The organism is Paraburkholderia sp. GW821-FHT02A12, from assembly GCF_059422005.1.
In genome coordinates this window covers 1,173,255-1,192,267 of sequence record NZ_JBWKWA010000002.1, presented here as the reverse complement: position 1 = coordinate 1,192,267, position 19,013 = coordinate 1,173,255, and the positions used below count along the sequence as shown (strand labels likewise).

The following is a 19,013-nucleotide window of genomic DNA, read 5'->3' as shown; positions in this document are numbered from 1 at the left end:
GAGTCGCCAAGCATATGGAATCCGGAACGGGAAATTTGCGTGGAACCTGCTACACCGGGGTGACTATTGATAACTGGGAATTGGGGCCAGAATGCATACATAAGCGACATTGTAATTGACGACTAGGTTTCTAGTTTACCATTACACCCTTGACACTAGCTGCTCCGGGTCAAATGCCAGCACCGGAGAGGCATCATACCGCATCCATTCGTCCCCAAACGGGCCGCATTGACCCAAACCCTTCACGAGTGGGAATTCTAAAAAATCGCTACCCAGTTCGCTCGAACGCGATCACCTTGAACTGCGCGAGGCGCCGCCTGAGCCTACGCTGGGAGAAGGCCAGGGACCGGCGGCTCATTGGGCTCGGTCGTGGCCCAACTGGCCGAGGCGATAGGTTGTCGGCTTCGCCGGCGGAGTTGAGCGCTGTTGCTGGGTAGTCGAGGAGCTGAGGATCGACGATTGTGTCGACGGCACGGCCAACGATCTGCCCCGCGCGACTGCAGTGAGCGTTTCCAGAGAGCATCGCGTGTTTTCGGACGGCGTAGGCGGTCGCGTGGCCATGACCGCGGTGAATCTGCTGAACACGCACGGCTGCATGCTCTCATTCCGCGCCACTGCTGCCCGTCGATTTAGCTGGCGGGCCAACCATGGGACCGAGCACTACCCTACGCTGGATGGTAGGCATCACGGAGGGGATCGAGGAGGTTCTGCGACAGCGGAAGATCAAGTCCGAGGCATGGATCGTTGATGCTTTCTATCATGAACAACTCGAGGCCGAGGATGATCTCCGACGTCTTATGCTTCAGGGTCGGCTGAAGGCGGTCACGATGTCGTCGAGGACTTCGAGAAACTGCCCGACGCGATCGTCGGACTCTACGGCGCAGGCCGATTCGACTCGTGAAGGCTCAATTTAGTAACACAGGCGATAACCTGGCTCGCTAAGGCCTCGTTTATCTCGACGAGATCGAAGTCGTCGACACGTAGACGCTGGCGGCTCATCAGCCTAAGACGTACAGATCTCACGCTGCAACTGCGGCGTGACGCATACAATCGACATTGACCGAGTCATGTTTGGGACGGTGACAAACCGATAAAGTCCCACCCGCCGTGACGATGGCGCCGCACACCAAAGCACCGAGCGCATCCATCTTCGCCAGTCGGTTGAGAGACGTCCCGGCCCATGGCCTCGGCAAATGCGATGATCACAGGCTGATCAACAACTGCGTCCCCGTAGGTAAGTCGGCGCCCACGGGGACGTCAGGTGCGAGCCTCCTTGTTCACTTTACAAAGTCGGTCGCAAACATGTGGCCCCAATAGTCGCCGACAGTATGATACTCAGATTGATAGGTTGGCGAAGAGCCCTCCGCACCATACTCGCAGAACCATCCTGACGGAGTACTCATGTAGAAGGAGAACATGTTGTCATCGATATGGCGCCCGATATCGTTCAGGATCGGTATTTTCTCTTTCCGGACAATGTCATAGGTAAGACCAACGTCGTTCTGCTCTTCGACTTCGATCATAAGGTGATGAATCCGCTTGGGCGTATTGCCTGCACCAAACGCCACCATATGGTCTCGCCCCCCTTCGGCGGCCATGAATGTCAATTCAAAACGCCTTTCCCCCACCCCGAAGCGCATCTCCACATTGCCGCGCAGATCCATTAAGTCGCGATAAAAGCGGTAAGAGGCTTCTACGTCAATGTTCCGCACGATCATGTGGCCGAGACCGAGAGCGCCGGTCCTGAATTTGCCATGCATGCCGCGGCCGGGCCGATACGGCTGATGTGTATCGACGAGTGGTCCGTGAAAAATCTCTATAGGAAGACCGGCGGGGTCCTTTACTCGCACATAATCGAGCACGCAGCGCTGCTCGGCTTCGGACGCCGTCGCACGTTCGAAAGCGATGCCCAACTCCTCGAGACGATTGATCGACGCCTGCAACTCTTCGGGGCCGGCTACGCGAAAGCCCGCATAAAGAATGTCGTCGGATGGGTCTTCATGCACGCGGATGCGATAATGCCAATAGTCCATCCGCAGCCGCGCCCCACCCGGCTCATCGATCCAGTCAACACCCAGAACGTTCGTCGCATAATGCCGCCAAGCTGCAAGATCGCTCACACCGATGCCAAGATAACCAAGCTCGGTGACACCATAATCCTTTCTGGCCATCAGCCTTCTCCTCCTCACGTGAGCCATCGTGCACTTGCCTTAGGGTTATGGCACGCGGCAGATAAAGATTTGCAGCTCCACTTCTCCGCGCCGCACCGCGTCAGATGTCGTAAACCGCTTTGACGAGATTGATGCGACGCGGATTGCGTTCCATCTGGTCGCTCATGTGATTCATGACGTAACCGACGGCGACGCCGGCAACCGGGTCAGCGTAGCAAAAGGCCCCCCCCCAGCCACCATGGCCGAACGCGGCCGTGTTCGGCCCAAAATCGCCGACGTGGTTGGTGAGAAACCCGGCGGACCAACTCCGCCGCATCTGGCGCACTTCGTCGATCCCGTCAAACCGTAACTTCGTAGCTTCAGCGATGACGTCTGGCTTCACAAGCCGGGGGCCGTCATGACCTGCATCAAGCAACAGGGCGCACATACTCGCCAGACTTCGTGCGTTGGCGAAACAATTGGCGGCAAAGAACTCCGAAGCCTGAAATTCGGGTGTCGCCTGCAACGGCACGTCGACGACAGGATTGATCAGCGCTCGCTGCGCCTCACTAGTGACCTTCACGGTTTTCGTCACATCCAATTTTTTGGATTCGATAAGGTCCGCCGCACGAGACCGGTCGGCATGCGGAAGCCCAACGGAAATTTCCAACCCCAACTTGGCCTTGAGCTCATCGGCCACAAACTGTTTGATCGAGCGGCCCTCGACCCGTCTGAACAGAGCGTCAGCAAGAATGCCGACAACGTTGCTATAGCCTGCTCGCTCACCGGGATTCCAAAACGGCTTCTGAGCTGCGAGCCGACAGGCGGCGGGCTCGCCCGCAAAAAGATCCTCGAGTGTGGCAGGCGTGTCAAAGCCGGTGATGCCGCTTTGGTGCGCAAGCAGCATGGCGACGGTGACATCACCTTTGCCCTCAGCCGCAAACTCCGGCCAATAGGTGCTCACCTTGTCTCCATAGGAAATGAGGCCCCGGTCGACCAGAATCGCGAAGCAAACGCCCGCAACTGCCTTGGAGACGGACCAGACGCAAGCCACCGTATCGGCACTCCAGGGCGCTTGGCGCGCAGCGTCTTTCCAGCCGCCCCAGAGATTGGCCACCAACGCGCCGTCGGCTATTACCGTGTAGCCGGCACCCACCTCACCCATCTCTCGAAAATTCCGAGCGAAGGCCTCGCGCAGTCGTTCATATTTCGGCGCGAAATAACCGTAAAGTACAACGTCATCCGCCTGCATTTCGTTCGAAATCCTCACTGTCACCTCCGTTTGATAGGTAGCGCGTATGTTATCCATCTCGCTGTCTGTTTATATTATACGCCTTAGAAAGTTTATCTGACACGTGCGTATGTTTTATTTTTTGGGCATGCTGATGTCCCGGATGTGTGCGATTTGACAGGAGGCGATAGACATGGAACCGTCCCCCAAGCGGTAACGGAACGATCGGTTGACATTTAAGATGCCACGGAGTCGCCGACGGCGTCATTGCGCATAACAGCATCAGGGGTTCAAGCACTCGTGGCCGGGCGTCGTCTTTCAGTTGCGGGTGACAACGCCTATCTCAAGTCCCTGATCGACTCCATGGGATACGCGCCCACACCAAGAGACGGGGCTGACGTGACTGGATAGAGTAAGCTACTTCGATTCTGAACTGCGCAATCCGAACAGCAGCAAACTGCTGATTTCGCGAGCCAAGGTTGTGCTGGAAAGACGTCGCGCTGAGGCCCCCCACTGCGAAACGTAGGCGAAAGCGCCAACAGAAGCTATCCGCACCGGGGCGATGTCAAATTTCCGCAGGCTGCCGTCCTCAATGCCGCGCTCATTGAGCTTCAACGTCCGGTCCAAGATCGTGTTCATCCTAGACACGAGCTGCTTCCTGAGATGAGGAGGAAAATTTTCGACACCAGTCGTAAACCACAAAGGATGGACATCAGAGAGTTGAAGCTGCACATGAAGCTCGACGATCGCCCGCGTGTATTCAACTCCGTCGGCGCTGTTCTCTACTACGTTGAGAATTCGTTCCTGGATATCAAGAGTTCGGTGGTAACAGTAAGCGACAAACTCGGGCTTACTCTTGAAGGCGTGATAGATCACTCCCTTCGTGAGACCGACCGCGGCTGCAACGTCATCCAGCGAAACCCCGTCGATGCCTCGTTCGTTGAAGAGGCGCGATCCGGCCTGCGCTAGCCCTGCAAGCCTCTGCTCACGCGGCGTCGTGGGCGTCGGCATTTTGACATCGGCAAGTCGCTTTCGGACCGCCGGGCGCTCCTCTTTACCTGCCGCGATGCCCTCAATGATCATCTGAGGCACCGCCTTAGCCATGCGTTGGGTCAAAGTGCCATCTGACACGTTCAACCACAATCTAGAAAGCGGAGCCCAGGTCAAGACGCCGAAAATGGCTTCGGCCACGATATCGACGTTGCACTTACGTATCGAACCGTCCTTGACGCCAACGGTGAGCAGCGTTTGCAGTTCTGCCACATTTCGCTGTTGCGCGGCAATGACAGATTGGCACTGCTCGGCCGAGAGCAGTCCGATCTCACTGAAGACAGCCATTGGACGATGGCTGGGGCTGCTCATTAGCTCGACAAAGGTCGCCACCTTCGCGAGTCCCGGGCCATGCGTAACCCCGGCACGCTGGAGGTCCGAGTGAATGAGTTCACATGTTCGCAGATAGCATTGATGGACGAGGTCGTACCGATCCGAGCAATAGTGGTATAGGGCCGCTCGCGTTAGGCCGACGCGCCGCGCGATCAACGTCAGTTCGGCGCTCGAAACGCCGGCCCGCATGAACTCTATGGTCGCCTCATCGAGGATCGCCCCATGCCGTGCCTCCCGCGCCTCATCGCTCAGTGAGCGCCTCCGCGTCCGACGCGGTGACTCGTCTTCTCTAGGCAGTCCTGAAGCCCCGCCCTCCGGCGACAAATCGTTCGAGCAGAAGCGCCAACTCTCGGCCATTTTGATTCCTGTGGCGATTACGTTGTGAGGCTACTTGTCCAAGGGGATCACACCCCCGAACCGGGGTGTGCGCTTTTCCCGGAATGCGGCGACTCCTTCCACGAAGTCAGGACTGCGCCCAGCCTCACACTGCAGGCGCCGCTCGAGGGCGAGCTGATCGACAAACTTTTCCTCTAGCGCCGACCATGCGAGGCGACGCACCAGACCCAATGCGTGGGTAGGCCCCGCGGCGAGACGCCGGGCGAAGTCCATCGCTAGGTCAAGAACCTGCCCATCGGGCGACACACGATTGATGATCCCCCACTCAAGCGCCTGAGACGCACTGATCTTCTCGGCGAGCAGCATCGCCTCCATTGCACGGACGCGCCCCGCAGATTTCGCCAGCAAATAGGCCGAGCCTCCATCGGGTACGAGGCCAATACGGGAAAACGCCTGAAGGAAGTATGCACTTTGCGCGGCAACGACGAGGTCACCGGACAAGGCGACCGAGCAGCCTACGCCCGCCGCAGGACCGTTGACCGCGGTCACGAACGGAACTGCGAGATTGTGGATAACCGCCATCAGCGGATTGAATAGACGTTCCAGTCGCTCGCCAGCGTCGCGCTCGCTCGTCGGCTTGTCGGCGGGGCTGACGTTGAGATTGACGCCGGACGAGAAGCCGCGGCCATTTCCTGTTAGCACGATCGCCCTCGCTTCGCGTTCGGCCTGCAGCAACCTTTCAATCAGCAACTCGCACATCGCATCAGAGAATGCGTTGAGAGCACCCGGGTCGTTTAGACGAACAATCGCCACATCGTCCACACATTGATAGTTCACGAGACTTTCAGACATTTGATCTTCCTTCGAGAGTCACGCTGAGGTCCGCTAGGTCCCCAGCGCACGATGATTGCCGACGCCATATCGCCAACCGCACACAGGGAAACCACGCTGCGGCGCAAGCGACGAGAGTGATAGAAAGTGCGTCACATGACGCGTAGCTGACACCACGCCTCACCAAATCATGCGCTTCCCCCGTTTGCTACAATCGCTACACAATCGCCGAAACCAATAGAGCGGAAACCTTCCGCAGAGGCGGTCGCTTTCAAACGAATCTCATCGCTGTCCTCAAGATAAAACCGCGATTCCCCAGAAGGAAGTTCAAGAGGCTGCTTTCCGTTTTGGCTGATCTCCAAGAGACAGCCAGCGCCCCCCGGTTGCGCTGATGAGATCGTTCCGCTGCCCAGAAGGTCGGCGGGCATCAAATTGCATCCATTCACCGTATGGTGAGCGATCATCTGCGCGACCGTCCAATACATGTCACTCGCCCGGCCAGCGCTGAGCCTGTGGGGTGGGCGCCCCTGTTTCCGCATCTGCGCCGTTGTCAAAAAGACCTCAAGTTGGATCGAAAGTGCGTCTCCACTCCCACCCGTCGTCGTGACAAGATAAGGCAAGAGTTCAGGATCGTCGACGGTGCGCGCATTGTGCGGCATCAAAAATGGGATCATCGCCTCGGCCGTGACGACCCATGGTGAAATAGTGGTATGGAAACTCTTCGACAGGAACGGCCCAAGCGGCTGAAATTCCCAGGCCTGGAGGTCGCGCGCCGACCAGTCATTGACTAGGCAGAATCCCGCAACCCGGCCAAAAGCGTCGTCGACGGAAACGGCGCTGCCTAGCTCGTTCTCGCCAGCAATCCAGACACCCAACTCGAGTTCGTAGTCCAGTCGTTGGCTCGGACCGAAGACGGGCGTAGTGAAATCGGGAGGTTTCCGCTGCCCGCAGGGACGCCGTACAGGTTGACCGGACACGCGGATCGAGGACGAGCGGCTGTGATAAGCGATCGGGAGGAACTTATAGTTTGCCGGCAAGGGAGAATTGGGGTTAACCAGCCTTCCGCCGTTTGTAGCGTGATGAATGCCGGCGAAGAAATCGGTGAAATCACCGACGCGCGCAGGTACGTGCATTTGGCATCGGGCGGCCGAGTGAAGGTGCATTTGCACCTCCATCTGTCGCTCCGGATTACTAAGCAAGTCGAACAACGCGTGACGCAAGGCACGGCGCTGCGCGGCCGGCGCCCCGAACAAAGAGTTGAGTTCAACTGCGGACAGCAGGGGGGCGACGTCAGGCGGCAGTCGCCCATCCAGCGCCAGACTACGCAGGTCCACGATCTCATCGCCTATCGCACATCCGATCCTCGGCTCCTCTCCGGCGACGCTGAAGACGCCTAGTGGCAGGTTCTGGATCGGGAATTCCCGATGAGCGCGGGCGCTGTCCACCCACGTCTCCGTGTCTGGCTCGTGCGTCCGATCTGTCGAAGTCATGTTCATTGATTCTATCCAAGCAAGTACGTTCAGATGATTTTTGCTGCTTCGGTGAACTCCAACCGGGGTTGACGGGGAAACAGCAATTCATCCGTTCCGTAGCCGAGATTGCAGAGAAAATTCGCTTCAATCCTGGTTCCGTCGAAGAAAGTTCGCGTGACGCCACCGGCATCGAATCCCGACATCGGCCCCACATCCAGACCAAGCGCGCGCGCGGCCAGCATCAAATAGGCGCCCTGAAGCGATCCGTTGCGAAAAGCGTGATCGCGCGCCACGTCGGGATCCTGGAAATGGGCGGCGATGTCCGGCGCATGGGGGAAGAGCCGACCAAGATGGCGAGGGAAATCCAAGTCGTAGCCAATGATCGCGCAGACTGGCGCCTTCATTACGCTCTCGAGGTTCGTGCCCAATAGAAAGGACGCAAGTCTCGCCTTGGCATCCTCGCTTTTCACGAAGATCAAACGCACCGGTGAACCATTGACGGATGTCGGGCCAAACTTGAGCAACTCGTAGAGTTCCTTTAGGAGCGCATCAGGCACCGGAATCGGCGCCCAAGACTTGCGTGTCCGCGCGGTTCGAAAGAGTTGGTCTAGCGCCAGATCGTCGAGCCGACCCGACGACGCCTGTCGATGCAGATTCTCCATTTGCTCGGATGTCCCCTCATTAGATGTCACAACACCGCTCCGTCGATCCGTTTGTTGAGCGACCGCCTCTCAATCTGGCGCCCTCGCGCGAATTCGCAGCGTTCGATTAGTGGCATCAGAACGCCTTGTTGCCATTACTATACCCGTTTGTCACTTCACAATGCAATTAGGTATGCCCAAATGGAACGACGGATTCACTCTTTTAGAGCATCGCTCAGGCGCGCTCAAAGATGGCAGCGATGCCCTGCCCGCCGCCTATGCACATCGTCTCAAGTGCATAGCGCCCCTGGCGCCGCTGCAGCTCATTCAGCATCGTTGCCAAGATGCGCCCGCCGGTCGCGCCGATCGGATGACCGAGCGAGATTCCTGAGCCGTTGACGTTAAGTCTGTCGGGATCGTGCCAGTCCCACTCTTTCAACACCGCTAGCACCTGAGACGCAAAGGCTTCGTTCAGCTCGACGAGATCCATGTCATCGAGCGATAGGCCCGTTTTGCGAAATAGCTTTTCCGTCGCCGGCACTGGGCCGATACCCATGCGAGACGGCTCACAGCCTGCCACCGCCCAGCTAACGAACCACGCCATCGGATCGAGCTTCAAATCGTCTAGCAGATCTTCTGCGACGACAATGCACGCAGATGCGGCATCGTTCTGCTGGCTGGAATTACCCGCCGTGCAGACCCCCCCCTCATGAACCACACGCAGCGTGGCCAGCCCTTCCATGCTCGTGTCGGCGCGAATGCCTTCGTCCCGATCGAAGATAACAGGCTCGCCCTTGCGCTGCGCCACTGGCACTGGAACCAACTCGTGGGAGAACTTCCCCTCCGCCCAAGCCGCCGCGGCACGACGGTGGCTGCGCATCGAATATTCGTCCGCCGCTTCGCGGCTGATCCCAAAATCCTTCGCGAGATTGTCAGCCGTCTCCATCATGCTGCGGACCACCCCGAAGCGCCATTCGGGTTGCGATCGGACTCGGCCTCGTTCCAGCCGGTCGTACAGCACGACGCTGCCGGCGCGGGAGCCCCAGCGCTGCGTTGTCGAATAGAATTCGCAATTGCTCATCGATTCAGCGCCGCCCGCGATCACGACATCGGCCGCGCCGGTTTGCACCATCATCGCAGCCGTCGTTATCGCCATGAGCCCACTGCCGCAGCGCCGTTCCATTTCCATACCGGCGACGCTGATCGGAAAACCCGCGTTAAGCGCACACCAGCGCCCGAGCGCCGGCGCCTCGCCGTTGCCATAGGCGTGACCAAAAATGACGTCGTCGATGCGCCCGGGGTCGATGCCCGTCCGCTCTACGAGCGCCTTGAGCACAATCGTGCCTAGATCCTCCATCTTCAGCGGAGTCAGGGCGCCCCCGAATGCGCCCACGGCTGTTCTTAGGGGAGATACGATGGCTGCACGTCTCAAAGGAAAGTCTCCTGTTTAGTGATATCAACCGAAGGTCGCGCGAAGCGCGCGCCATTCCTCTTCCAATTCCGCGCGAAACTGGGGCGCCGCGACTGTGATCAGAGCCTGCGCGCGCTCATCGATCCCCTTATCGCGCAACTCGGCCACGCCATGTTCGGTGACGACCGTATCGATGTCCGAGCGGGCCACGCTGACGCTGGGTCGGGCGAGGCGCGCAACGATGCGCGACACCATTCCCCGCTCCGCCGTTGCCGGGAGCGCGATAATTGATCGTCCGCCAGGCGAAAAGGTCGCTGCACGCATGAAGTCCGGCCCCCCGCCAACACCGCTAGACAAGGCGTTCCCTTGCCACTCGACGTTCACCTGGCCGAACAGGTCCACCTCCAAAGCCGAGTTAATGCTGTGCAATCGTGGCGTGTCGATCAGTGCAGGCAAGCCGTGGGTTTCGAGGGTCGTAGCGAATTCCACAAGATCGGTGTCCTGCAGCCAGTTATAGAAATCGACTGAGCCGTAAGCGATGCCGGCAAGATGGGCTCCGCCGTCAGCCAGCGCGCCAGCCTCGGCCAGCTCGCGCAACCCGCCATTCGCCATACCCGACCGTAGAACGAGTCCGCGATGATCACGCAGAAACGTCCAGACCCTGTCTGGCGCGCTACCGATCCCAGTCTGAATGTGAGCACCGTCAGGAATCAAAGCTGCGACTGTTCGCGCAATGGCGGCCGCCGTTTCTGTTTCCCTCGCGACCGGCGCCTCGACCAACGGCCCCTCTAGCGTCACCACCAGATCCGCATCAGCAATAGAGAGCATGCGAGCGCGCGGCAGAATCGGCATTGCTGGATTGATGAGCAGCACCTTGAACATCGCGTTCGGCCACACCAGCGGCGTGAAATCGCTTGCGACGCCAAGCGAGCACAAGCCGTCTGCATTGGGCGGCGCTACATGTGCGACAGCTACGTCGCAGGCGATCGCCTGAAGATAACGCGCCGCGCCCCAATACGTCCGTGGCAGAAGCGTCACCCGCCCCTGGGCGAAGCTGTCACGCATACAGGCTGGCAGCATGAAGGTTGTCACGGTACAGTCAGGGGCGAGTCCGCCATAGTCCAACGTCTCGTTCATGCCAGGAACGAGGCCGCTGACGAAGCGCACGCCCGCGCTTACCTCCGGTTGGTCCCGCAGCGCAGTTGCCAGCGCTCGAGATTCTCCGGTAGCGCCGGGAATATAGATGGTCCGGCCAGACCGAAAAGCCGACAAAAGGACGTCAAGATGGCACGCCATATCTTATGCCCCGTACACCTTACACCGCCCAGCTCGACTAGCCAGCGAAAACATGATGGCGCTGACCGCGCCGTTGGACATCGCGGCTGAGCCTGTACGACATCCCGACATTGCGGATGACGGACTCATGTGGTGGCGGAGTTGGTCCATTGCGGCGACTGTCAGCCTCTCTGGTTGAAGCGGCGCCCGACAAGGACGGAAGCAATATTCGTCTTCTGGACGTCGATGGTGCCGCCTGCGATGCCCCAGGCATAGCTGTCGCGCACACGCTGCTCCATGCGGTATTCCTGGGAATAGCCATAGCCTCCCATAATCTGCAGGCCTTTCGATGCGACCTCGACAACCATCTCGTTGGAGAAGCACTTGGCGAGCGAGGAATCGAGAATCGAAGGCAGGCCCTGGGCTGCATTGACCGCCGCGCGATAGATGAGCAGGCGCGCCGCCTCAACCTTCATCGCCATTTCGGCAAGCTTCATCTGGATCGCTTGAAAGTCCACGATGGGCTTGCCAAATTGTTCGCGGTCCTGCGCGTAGGCCGTTGCCTCTTCGAGCGCAGCGGCGGCGATGCCAAGACCCATGGTGGCGTTGCCGCAGCGTTCCAAGCTGAACGCGCTCATCAATTTGCTGAAGCCGCTCTTGGGGACGATGACATTGTCTTTTGGCACACGCACTTCGTCGAGGTAGATGTCGGCGGAGGGAATTCCGCGGAAGCCCATGAGCCGTTCCGGACGGCCAAAGCTGATCCCCTTGCGCTCCTTCTCGACCAGAATCGCCCCGATACCTTTCGCGCCCGGCTCATTGTCGAAACGGCAGTAGACGATATAAAAATCCGAATGACCGCCGCCCGAGCACCAGCGTTTCTGACCGGTGACGACGATCTCGTCACCCTCAATACGTGCCGCAGTTTTGAGGTCGGTAAGCGCCGTGCCTGCCGATGGCTCCGACATGGAGACCGCTACGATCGCTTCGCCCTGAACGACCTGCGGGATAATAAGGGCCTTGATGCTATCGGATGCGAAATGCTCGATCGTGCGCACGGGGCCGGTCGCACTCTCAAAGATCGGCCACGCGACAGCCGGCGAGATCATTGCGAACTGTTCAAGAATCAGCAGTGCTTCCAAATGACCGAGCCCAAGTCCGCCATAGATTTCGGGCAGGTTGACACCGAGAAACCCCATCTCGGCATAACGTTTGCGCATCGATTTGGGGAGGGGCATCCCCTTTTCCTCCATCTCCCGCGACAAATCCATCAGTTCCGCGCGCGCGAACTTGCGCGCCGTTTCCTGCAGTTCTTTCTGCTCGTCGGTAAGCTGAAAATCCACTGGTCGATTCCTTACTCTCTTAACGTTTTAAGTTCGATCGCCATGTCTGCCCGACGACCTGTCGTGCTGCCAACCCCGCTTTTGGCCACGGGGATCGACATGGAGAACTGGCAGTTGCCGAATGCCGCCCTCCTAGCCGCTCGGCAGGATCCCTGCGGAGAAGCGCTCCTCAATTCGTTGCATTGACACACACCAATACCCGCCCTTCGCGTACACCGCCCCTAGCACGTCGGGAACCGCACAACATGTGCGAACAGTGTGGCGCTGATGCGGATTTGGTCACGCCGTTCAGGTGTCATCGCCGCGAAGGGTCCTAAACCGATGTCGGCGACTTCTAACACTTTTACCGCGGAGTTCGGATCCCTAGCCGTCGATCCACCCCTTTTCTGAACACACCGCGTGTGGTTGGAACCGTCATACTGCCACAAGATACGCAGTTGTCAAGACTAGTATCATGTTAGTATCATATTGGTGCCGGACTAACAAAACCCGCGACTAGAGTTGAAGAGAGGAATGCAAATGATGCTCAACAGGTCTCGCGTCTCGACCGCGGAAGCTCGCGGGATAAGATATTTCCAGACCAGTGCCTCAACGCCCACCACATTCGTGGGGCGAGGTTCTGAGTTGCCAAACCAGGAATCCCGCTGAACACGCGAGGTATTCCATCCACTTTGTCGGAGGCTTTGATGGTTAACGCACGACATGTTGCCGGCGACGCCGTCGATTTCGACGCGATGCGCACGCTCGGAGACATCGCCCGATATCAAGCGCGACATCGCCCACGCGCTGTTGCGTTGAGTTTCGAAGGCCGCGAAATCGACTATGAGACTTTCAATCGCCACTCAAACCAGGTAGCGAACAAACTTCTCCAGCAAGGCGTCTCGAAGGGACAGCGGATCGCCTACATTGGCAAGAATAGCGACTACTTCTATGAGATTCTATTCGGCGCCGCCAAGGTCGGCGCCGTCATGACGTCGATCGGCTGGCGACTGGCGCCGGCCGAGATCGCATACATGTTGGAAGACAGCGGAGCCGCCTTGCTATTCGCGGGTCCCGAGGTCGAAGTCCAGGTGCGCGAAGCGTTGCGACTGGTCGGGCATCCGGTGGAAGTGGTCGCACTTGAGCCATGCGGCCTCTCGTCCGTGCTCTTCGAAGTCTGGCGGAGCAAAGGCAGCCCCCAGAACGTGGAATTCCGGCCCAGCGAAGAAGACGTGGTGCTGCAGCTTTACACGTCCGGCACGACCGGACGCCCGAAGGGCGCCATGCTAGCGCATCGCAGCATTCTTAGCGTGCGCCGCGCCGCCTCCAAAGCCGGGCTGAACTGGAGCGCCTGGAACACCGACGACATCAACCTGGCCGCGATGCCGGTTTTCCATGTCGGTGGCAGCGTCTGGGGCATTGTCGGTCTCTTCCATGGCGTCAAGTCGATTGTCGTCCGGGAGTTCGACCCGCTCAAGGTACTGGACTTCATTGAGCAGCACAATATCTCAAAGATCTTCATGGTTCCTTCGGCCCTCCGCATCGTGGTGAACGAACCGCGTGCGCGCCAGGTGGATTTCAGCCGACTGCGCTATATCATCTATGGTTCTTCGCCGATGCCGCTCGATCTTCTTCGCCAATGCATGGATGTGTTCGGCTGCGGCTTTTGCCAAACCTATGGGCTGACAGAGACGTGCGGGACGATCGTCTATCTTCCGCCGGAGGATCATGATAGGTCGGGAAATCAGCGCATGCGCTCTGCGGGCATTCCGATGCCTGGTGTGGAGATCAAAGTCGTCGACGAACAGGGCCGGACACTTCCTCCCGGTACGGTTGGCGAAATCATGACGCGCTCCGAGGCCAACATGGTGGGTTATTGGGGTATGCCGGAGGCCACGGCTCGCGCGCTGGACCCCGAGGGATGGCTGCGAACAGGCGACGCCGGTTATACGGACGAGGACGGCTATCTTTACATCAGCGATCGAATCAAGGACATGATCATCTCCGGTGCCGAAAACATCTATCCAGCCGAACTGGAGAATGTGATCCACGATCATCCTGCGGTAGCCGACGTCGCGGTAATCGGGGTGCCCGACGAGAAATGGGGCGAGGCAGTGAAGGCAGTCGTCGTGCTCCATCCGGGCGCCGCCGCTGATGCAAGCGAGATCATCGCATTTGCCAAATCACGCGTGGCATCCTTCAAGGCGCCCAAGAGTGTCGACTTCGTCGACGCCCTGCCCCGTAACGCCGCCGGCAAGATTCTACGGCGCGAACTGCGCGAGCCATACTGGATCGGCCTCGAACGCCGCGTGAACTGAAGCAGGAGGCACCTCGGAGGTTGCACACACCAATCAATGATGACCCGAATGTATATCGATGGCTAACACCATCCGCCGTCCCCTCGACGTTCGCCGGACTGACCACGTTACCCGATGATGACTGGCACCAAATCGGGGGCACCCCAGATAGCCATGGCGTCCTCGATAAAGCCCAGCGCAACAAGGGGCCGGGGGCCGTATGGCGACACAACCGCGCGCTGCCATTAATTCTTGATCAATTGACAAAGAATAGAACCAAGGATAGTGTGTGGTTGTCCGACGGTCAATTTTGTCTGTGTGCCGTTCCGGAGACCATTATTCGGCGCAACGACAACTTTGCGCCTATCGATTCGGAGACTTTGACAAGTGAACTACCTTCTTACCGAAAAGAAAAATCCAGTATTCGAAATTGAGGGACTCAGTCACGTTGCCCTCGTTTCTGCCGACATGCAGCGCACCGTCGAGTTCTACCAAGGGGTCTTGGGCTTTCCGTTGATCAAGACGACGGAGCTTCCTGGCGGTGGTGGTCAGCACTTCTTTTTCGATATGGGGGATGGAAAGAGTTCGCTGGCCTTCTTCTACTTTGCTAAAAAGCACGTGGCAGAGCCCGGAGTCACAGTGCCAAAACAGAATGTCGGAGATCCGTCCAGCGGGTTTGATCCGGACAACTACACGACCGCAATCGGATCGATGAACCACCTCTCGTTCCGTGTCGCACCCGAAAAATTGCCCGAATACAAGGAAAAGCTTGAGAGCCTCGGCATTTGGGTCTCGCCGATCATGTATCACTTCGGCAAGGACGGTGCCAGCATTGGTGTTGCTCCTGATGAGCAGCCGTGGCTTACGTCGATTTACTTTCGCGATCCCGACGGTATTCAGTTGGAGTTCGGGGCTTGGTGGCGTCCGTTGACGGATAACGACATAAATCATAAGCCCGCAACGCGCGCGGATGCCCCGGCTGCATTCTGCCAGGGCGGCTGAAGCCGACACCGCACAACAATGGTGCTCCGAAAAAAGAGCCTTGTGGCGGTAGAGTCGGGTAACGGGGAGAAGCAAGCCCCGAACGGCGTCAAAGGCAAGGTTGTCCTCCTTGCCGGAGCGGCCGGCCGGCAAGGAGTTGGCAAGGCACGACTCCTCGCGCAGGTCAGCGAAACGGCATTTTGACCTGAGTTCACGAAAAAGGCCGGGAGATCGCTATCGTCTGTTGAGGGGCGTAATATTCGGCCAGCGCGACTTTTCGAACGGATCGGGTTGGATGAGAGTGGAGATACACCAATGATCCATGCCAACCCGCCAGAAGCGCGCGAGCAACTCTCCCGAATGATTCCGATGCAGCGTCTCGGAACTCCCGAGGAGGTCGCGAGCACTGCCGTTTTCCTGGCATCGGACTCGGCAGGGTATGTCGCGGGTGCAGAGTTGAAAGTCGCCGGCGATATCTGAACCAAGGCGCACCTAGGCACTATCGCGAGATGCCGGGTGCGGTGATCCGAATGCTAGCCCGATGGGTGTGAACAAGATTGACGGCAAATGCCGCGATCACCCAAGATATCGAGGTAGTTGTCTACCGATGGGTTACCCGCCCGCCAAGCGAAAATCAACACTGCCCCGCCGTGAATAGTTGCGCGCGGGGTGGCTGCGGACATCCATCATTGGTTTTGCCTTTCCAGCAGGATTGAATAACAACGTACACCATGAATGCGTCTCCTGACATTCCTTTCGTGAAAAGGCCCGCCAAATCCCCCGGCCGAAAGCCACCGACCCAGATGCTCGAGCACATTCTCGACACGGCTTTCGAGGCTTTTGCTGCGCACGGTTACGAAGGGGCATCAATGCGGAAGATCGCCGCTGATGCCGGAACAACGATCCAGCGCATGGTCTACCACTTTCCTTCCAAGGAAGCGCTTTGGGAGGCGGTAATGAGCCGCATCGTCCAGCGTTTCGACGAACGTCATCGCCGAATGCTTAATGAGTGCCGGGGTAAGGCGGCATCGGTGAAGCTTCACCGCTTGATTGGCGACATGGTCCACTTCCTGGCGGAATTTCCAGGCGTTCACCGGATCATGACTTTCGAGGCGGCCCATCCCAGTCCGCGGCTGAAGTGGCTCTACGACAATCACTTGAAGTCCCGGGTCGAGGAAACCGTTGACATCATAAAGGCGGCGCAGCGCGAACGCGCTATTCGGCAGACCGACCCAATGCGTCTCTACTACGCGATACTCTCGATCGCCGCTGTACCATTCACCATTGCGGCCGAGTTCAAACTGACAACTGGCCGTGATCCCTTCGATCTTGAAGAAGTAGAAAAGACAATCGACCTTATCCGCGCCCTAATCATCAAGGAATGAGAGTCTGCCGCATCATCACGGACGTTTTACGACTTAAATTGGGAGTGTTGAAAAACTGGGGGAGCACGACACTTTGCACCAAGCTACCGCTGACACCCGTGATCCGAGGTGACAAATGGATATGCATTGGATGATTTACCTGCAGCGTGAAGGTGTCGATGAGAAAGTACTGTTAGCTAAGTTTCAGCGCCCGCTCAAAGGAGCCACCCGGGCTGAATTTGGATAGTCGATGTCCGAGGGAAAAAGTCTGCTTTCCAGCCTTCAACATGCGGTGGCCCAAGACCAGATCCGTGCCTACGGCGCTCAGCGTCGACGCTGCAGGCATTGCGGACGATACCGCCGCATAAAAGACTGGCGCCCTCGCGTCTTTGCGACCGCATTGGGCAGTGTCAGAGTTCGAGTGTCCCGACTGATATCCTGCTTGTGCACCCCTGAACCACGGTGCGAGAACGATGAGCCGGCGGATTTGCGATTCCCGGAGTGTCCGAAAGAAACCTTGCTACCGGGACGACGTACGCCGGAACTTGCGTACCTGTGCGCGAAGCAAGGCGCCGCTGTCTCGTACCGATCTGCCGCGCGCAACGTCGCCGACCTCGCCGGGTTGCACACCCCGTCTCACGCCACTGTTCGCAATGAGACGCTCGACTGCGGTGAGCACATTGAAGATGACCAGTTCCACGTCGGATGGTTCGCGGGAACCCAACGCCTTGACGGAGCCAGGCACTTGCGTCTCGCAATAGACGGCACCGTGATCACCGCGGTTCCGCAGGAAGATATGCGCAAGTTTGAAGCTATCGCGGGCCGCGTCGAACGTGACGGGATAGCGGCTCGACGATTCGCGTGCGTACTCCAGCGCCCGAGCCTGACGCGCGTGCTGGTCGCTGCGGCACTCGACCAGTGTGGTTGGGTTCGGTCCACAATGGTTGACGTGGTCACAGATGGTTCCCGGGGTATGCGATCGCTAGTAACGTCAGCGGCGCCTTGCGTCGCACCGAACATTCTCGACTGGTTCCACATCGGCATGAAACTTCACGCTGTGCGGTCGGCGCTCTGCGCGTACACGTTTCCTCTGTTCCAGCGACCCATGGTGATGCAACGATGCGAGCGACTATTAAATCGCGTGCGCGACAAGCTATGGCGTGGGCGGGGCGACGTGGCGACGTGGCGACGTGGCGACGTGGCGACGTGGCGATTGAGATCGTACGCACGCGCATCGCTTCGCTGAATCTTGAAATCGGATCTTTGACAAAGTTCTATGATCTGTGCGCGGGTACTGCGTCTCGCGCAGCCGCTCGATTGTTGTCTTTCCTCGTGAACAATCGCTGCGACCTTATCGACCATGAACAGGCTCGAATGGCCGGCCGTCAAGTATCGTCGGCGTCCGCCGAGTCGGTCATGAATCATTTTATAAACCGACGACTCACAAAACGTCAACAAACGAGGTGGTCGATGAAGGGTGCCCACTACCTGCTGCAGACACGGGTCGAGCTACTCGACGGAAGGCTGGAGACCTGTTTCGCCAAGCGGTTCCCTCACTTTTGATCGCCAGAGTTCGCTCAAAAGTAAAAGCGCCCGCCCCCCCACTTTCCATCCACTCCCATAATTAACGAACGTCAACAGCAGGTCGCGCCTGCTCATTCCTCAGCCTTGCCGAGGCCACTCCATACGACCTTGACTGCCTTGCGGAAGGCATGCAGTTGCGATGAGCTGTCTTCACTCCAGCGAAGGAAAATAACCAGGCCCTGGCAACTGGACACGATCAATGCGCCACGCAATTCGCGTTCTTCCATCGACAGTGCCGGATTGAATTCGCCAACGAGCTTCGCAAAAAGCCTCGTGAACTGCTTTTGTATCTCCACGACCACATCGCGCGCAAACGGTTCATGCAGCGCCAATCCCCAACTTTCGAAGATGGCTGCCGGCATCCCAGGTTTGACAAACTCGGCGAAAGCGTCGTCGATGATTGCTTCGAGCCGCGCCTGCGGGGAGCGGTTTCCGTTTTCGGCAAAGCCTCGAAAGCGTTCGAAGTACCGCTTGGCGACCTCCTCGATCGTGGCGCGCAACAGCGCTTCACGGGTCGAAAAATAGTGCTGTAACGTGCTCAGGCGAATGCCCGCATCATTGGCCACGCGGTTGATCGTGTACCCTGCGTAACCCGCCGCGATCAGCACGTTGATCGATACATCGATGATCTCAGGCACCCGGCTCTCCCGATTGCCGCGCCGCCTCGTGAGTGTCGCGGTTCGTGGATCAAATATCGCTGCAGAAGTGAGGGTCAGTTTTTTCACGTGCACTCCG

The 19,013-nt window shown here is 58.5% G+C and carries 14 protein-coding genes; 4 read left to right on the top strand and 10 right to left on the bottom strand.

Going from position 1 to position 19,013, the window contains the following annotated elements:
- Positions 1-1,277: 1,277 nt before the first annotated feature.
- The 9 genes from AC07WT_RS26765 to AC07WT_RS26725 all read right to left on the bottom strand — a co-directional run bounded on the left by AC07WT_RS26765 (position 1,278) and on the right by AC07WT_RS26725 (position 12,073).
- Positions 1,278-2,171 carry a VOC family protein gene (locus AC07WT_RS26765; RefSeq protein WP_494949253.1) on the bottom strand — a complete coding sequence of 298 codons (894 nt, stop codon included), beginning with the start codon at positions 2,169-2,171 and terminating at the stop codon, positions 1,278-1,280.
- A gap of 100 nt (positions 2,172-2,271) precedes the next feature.
- Positions 2,272-3,420, bottom strand: coding sequence for a serine hydrolase domain-containing protein (locus AC07WT_RS26760; protein WP_494949252.1), 1,149 nt, complete (start codon positions 3,418-3,420; stop codon positions 2,272-2,274).
- 378 nt (positions 3,421-3,798) lie between these two features.
- The gene (locus tag AC07WT_RS26755) at positions 3,799-5,121 is read right to left on the bottom strand and encodes a TetR/AcrR family transcriptional regulator (RefSeq protein WP_172168007.1); all 1,323 of its coding nucleotides are present in this window, start codon (positions 5,119-5,121) and stop codon (positions 3,799-3,801) included.
- Between the two features lie 30 nt (positions 5,122-5,151).
- The gene (locus tag AC07WT_RS26750) at positions 5,152-5,952 is read right to left on the bottom strand and encodes an enoyl-CoA hydratase-related protein (protein WP_494949251.1); all 801 of its coding nucleotides are present in this window, start codon (positions 5,950-5,952) and stop codon (positions 5,152-5,154) included.
- A gap of 167 nt (positions 5,953-6,119) precedes the next feature.
- Entirely contained in the window at positions 6,120-7,376 is a 1,257-nt protein-coding gene (fahA, locus tag AC07WT_RS26745; protein ID WP_494949250.1) for a fumarylacetoacetase, read from the bottom strand.
- Between the two features lie 74 nt (positions 7,377-7,450).
- The gene (locus tag AC07WT_RS26740; RefSeq protein ID WP_172168009.1) at positions 7,451-8,065 is read right to left on the bottom strand and encodes a malonic semialdehyde reductase; all 615 of its coding nucleotides are present in this window, start codon (positions 8,063-8,065) and stop codon (positions 7,451-7,453) included.
- Positions 8,066-8,279: 214 nt separating this feature from the next.
- A complete protein-coding gene (locus AC07WT_RS26735) occupies positions 8,280-9,476 on the bottom strand; it encodes an acetyl-CoA C-acetyltransferase (RefSeq protein WP_494949249.1) in 1,197 nt (398 codons plus the stop codon).
- Positions 9,477-9,500: 24 nt separating this feature from the next.
- Positions 9,501-10,622 carry an acetyl-CoA hydrolase/transferase C-terminal domain-containing protein gene (locus AC07WT_RS26730; RefSeq protein ID WP_494949248.1) on the bottom strand — a complete coding sequence of 374 codons (1,122 nt, stop codon included), beginning with the start codon at positions 10,620-10,622 and terminating at the stop codon, positions 9,501-9,503.
- Positions 10,623-10,912: 290 nt separating this feature from the next.
- Positions 10,913-12,073 carry an acyl-CoA dehydrogenase family protein gene (locus AC07WT_RS26725; RefSeq protein WP_494949247.1) on the bottom strand — a complete coding sequence of 387 codons (1,161 nt, stop codon included), beginning with the start codon at positions 12,071-12,073 and terminating at the stop codon, positions 10,913-10,915.
- A 686-nt stretch (positions 12,074-12,759) separates the two neighbouring features.
- Between AC07WT_RS26725 and AC07WT_RS26720 the strand changes: the two genes are divergently transcribed.
- The 4 genes from AC07WT_RS26720 (at position 12,760) to AC07WT_RS26705 (ending at position 16,715) form a co-directional block, all read left to right on the top strand.
- Positions 12,760-14,370 carry a fatty acid--CoA ligase gene (locus AC07WT_RS26720; RefSeq protein ID WP_494949246.1) on the top strand — a complete coding sequence of 537 codons (1,611 nt, stop codon included), beginning with the start codon at positions 12,760-12,762 and terminating at the stop codon, positions 14,368-14,370.
- A 366-nt stretch (positions 14,371-14,736) separates the two neighbouring features.
- Entirely contained in the window at positions 14,737-15,351 is a 615-nt protein-coding gene (locus tag AC07WT_RS26715; RefSeq protein ID WP_328807271.1) for a VOC family protein, read from the top strand.
- 294 nt (positions 15,352-15,645) lie between these two features.
- Positions 15,646-15,810, top strand: a complete 165-nt coding sequence (locus AC07WT_RS26710; RefSeq protein ID WP_494949245.1) for an SDR family oxidoreductase — start codon at positions 15,646-15,648, stop codon at positions 15,808-15,810.
- 251 nt (positions 15,811-16,061) lie between these two features.
- Positions 16,062-16,715: a TetR/AcrR family transcriptional regulator gene (locus tag AC07WT_RS26705; RefSeq protein ID WP_494949244.1), complete on the top strand. Its 654-nt coding sequence runs from the start codon at positions 16,062-16,064 to the stop codon at positions 16,713-16,715.
- Between the two features lie 1,634 nt (positions 16,716-18,349).
- Here AC07WT_RS26705 and AC07WT_RS26700 read toward each other — a convergent pair.
- A complete protein-coding gene (locus tag AC07WT_RS26700; RefSeq protein WP_494949243.1) occupies positions 18,350-19,003 on the bottom strand; it encodes a TetR/AcrR family transcriptional regulator in 654 nt (217 codons plus the stop codon).
- Positions 19,004-19,013: the final 10 nt, after the last annotated feature.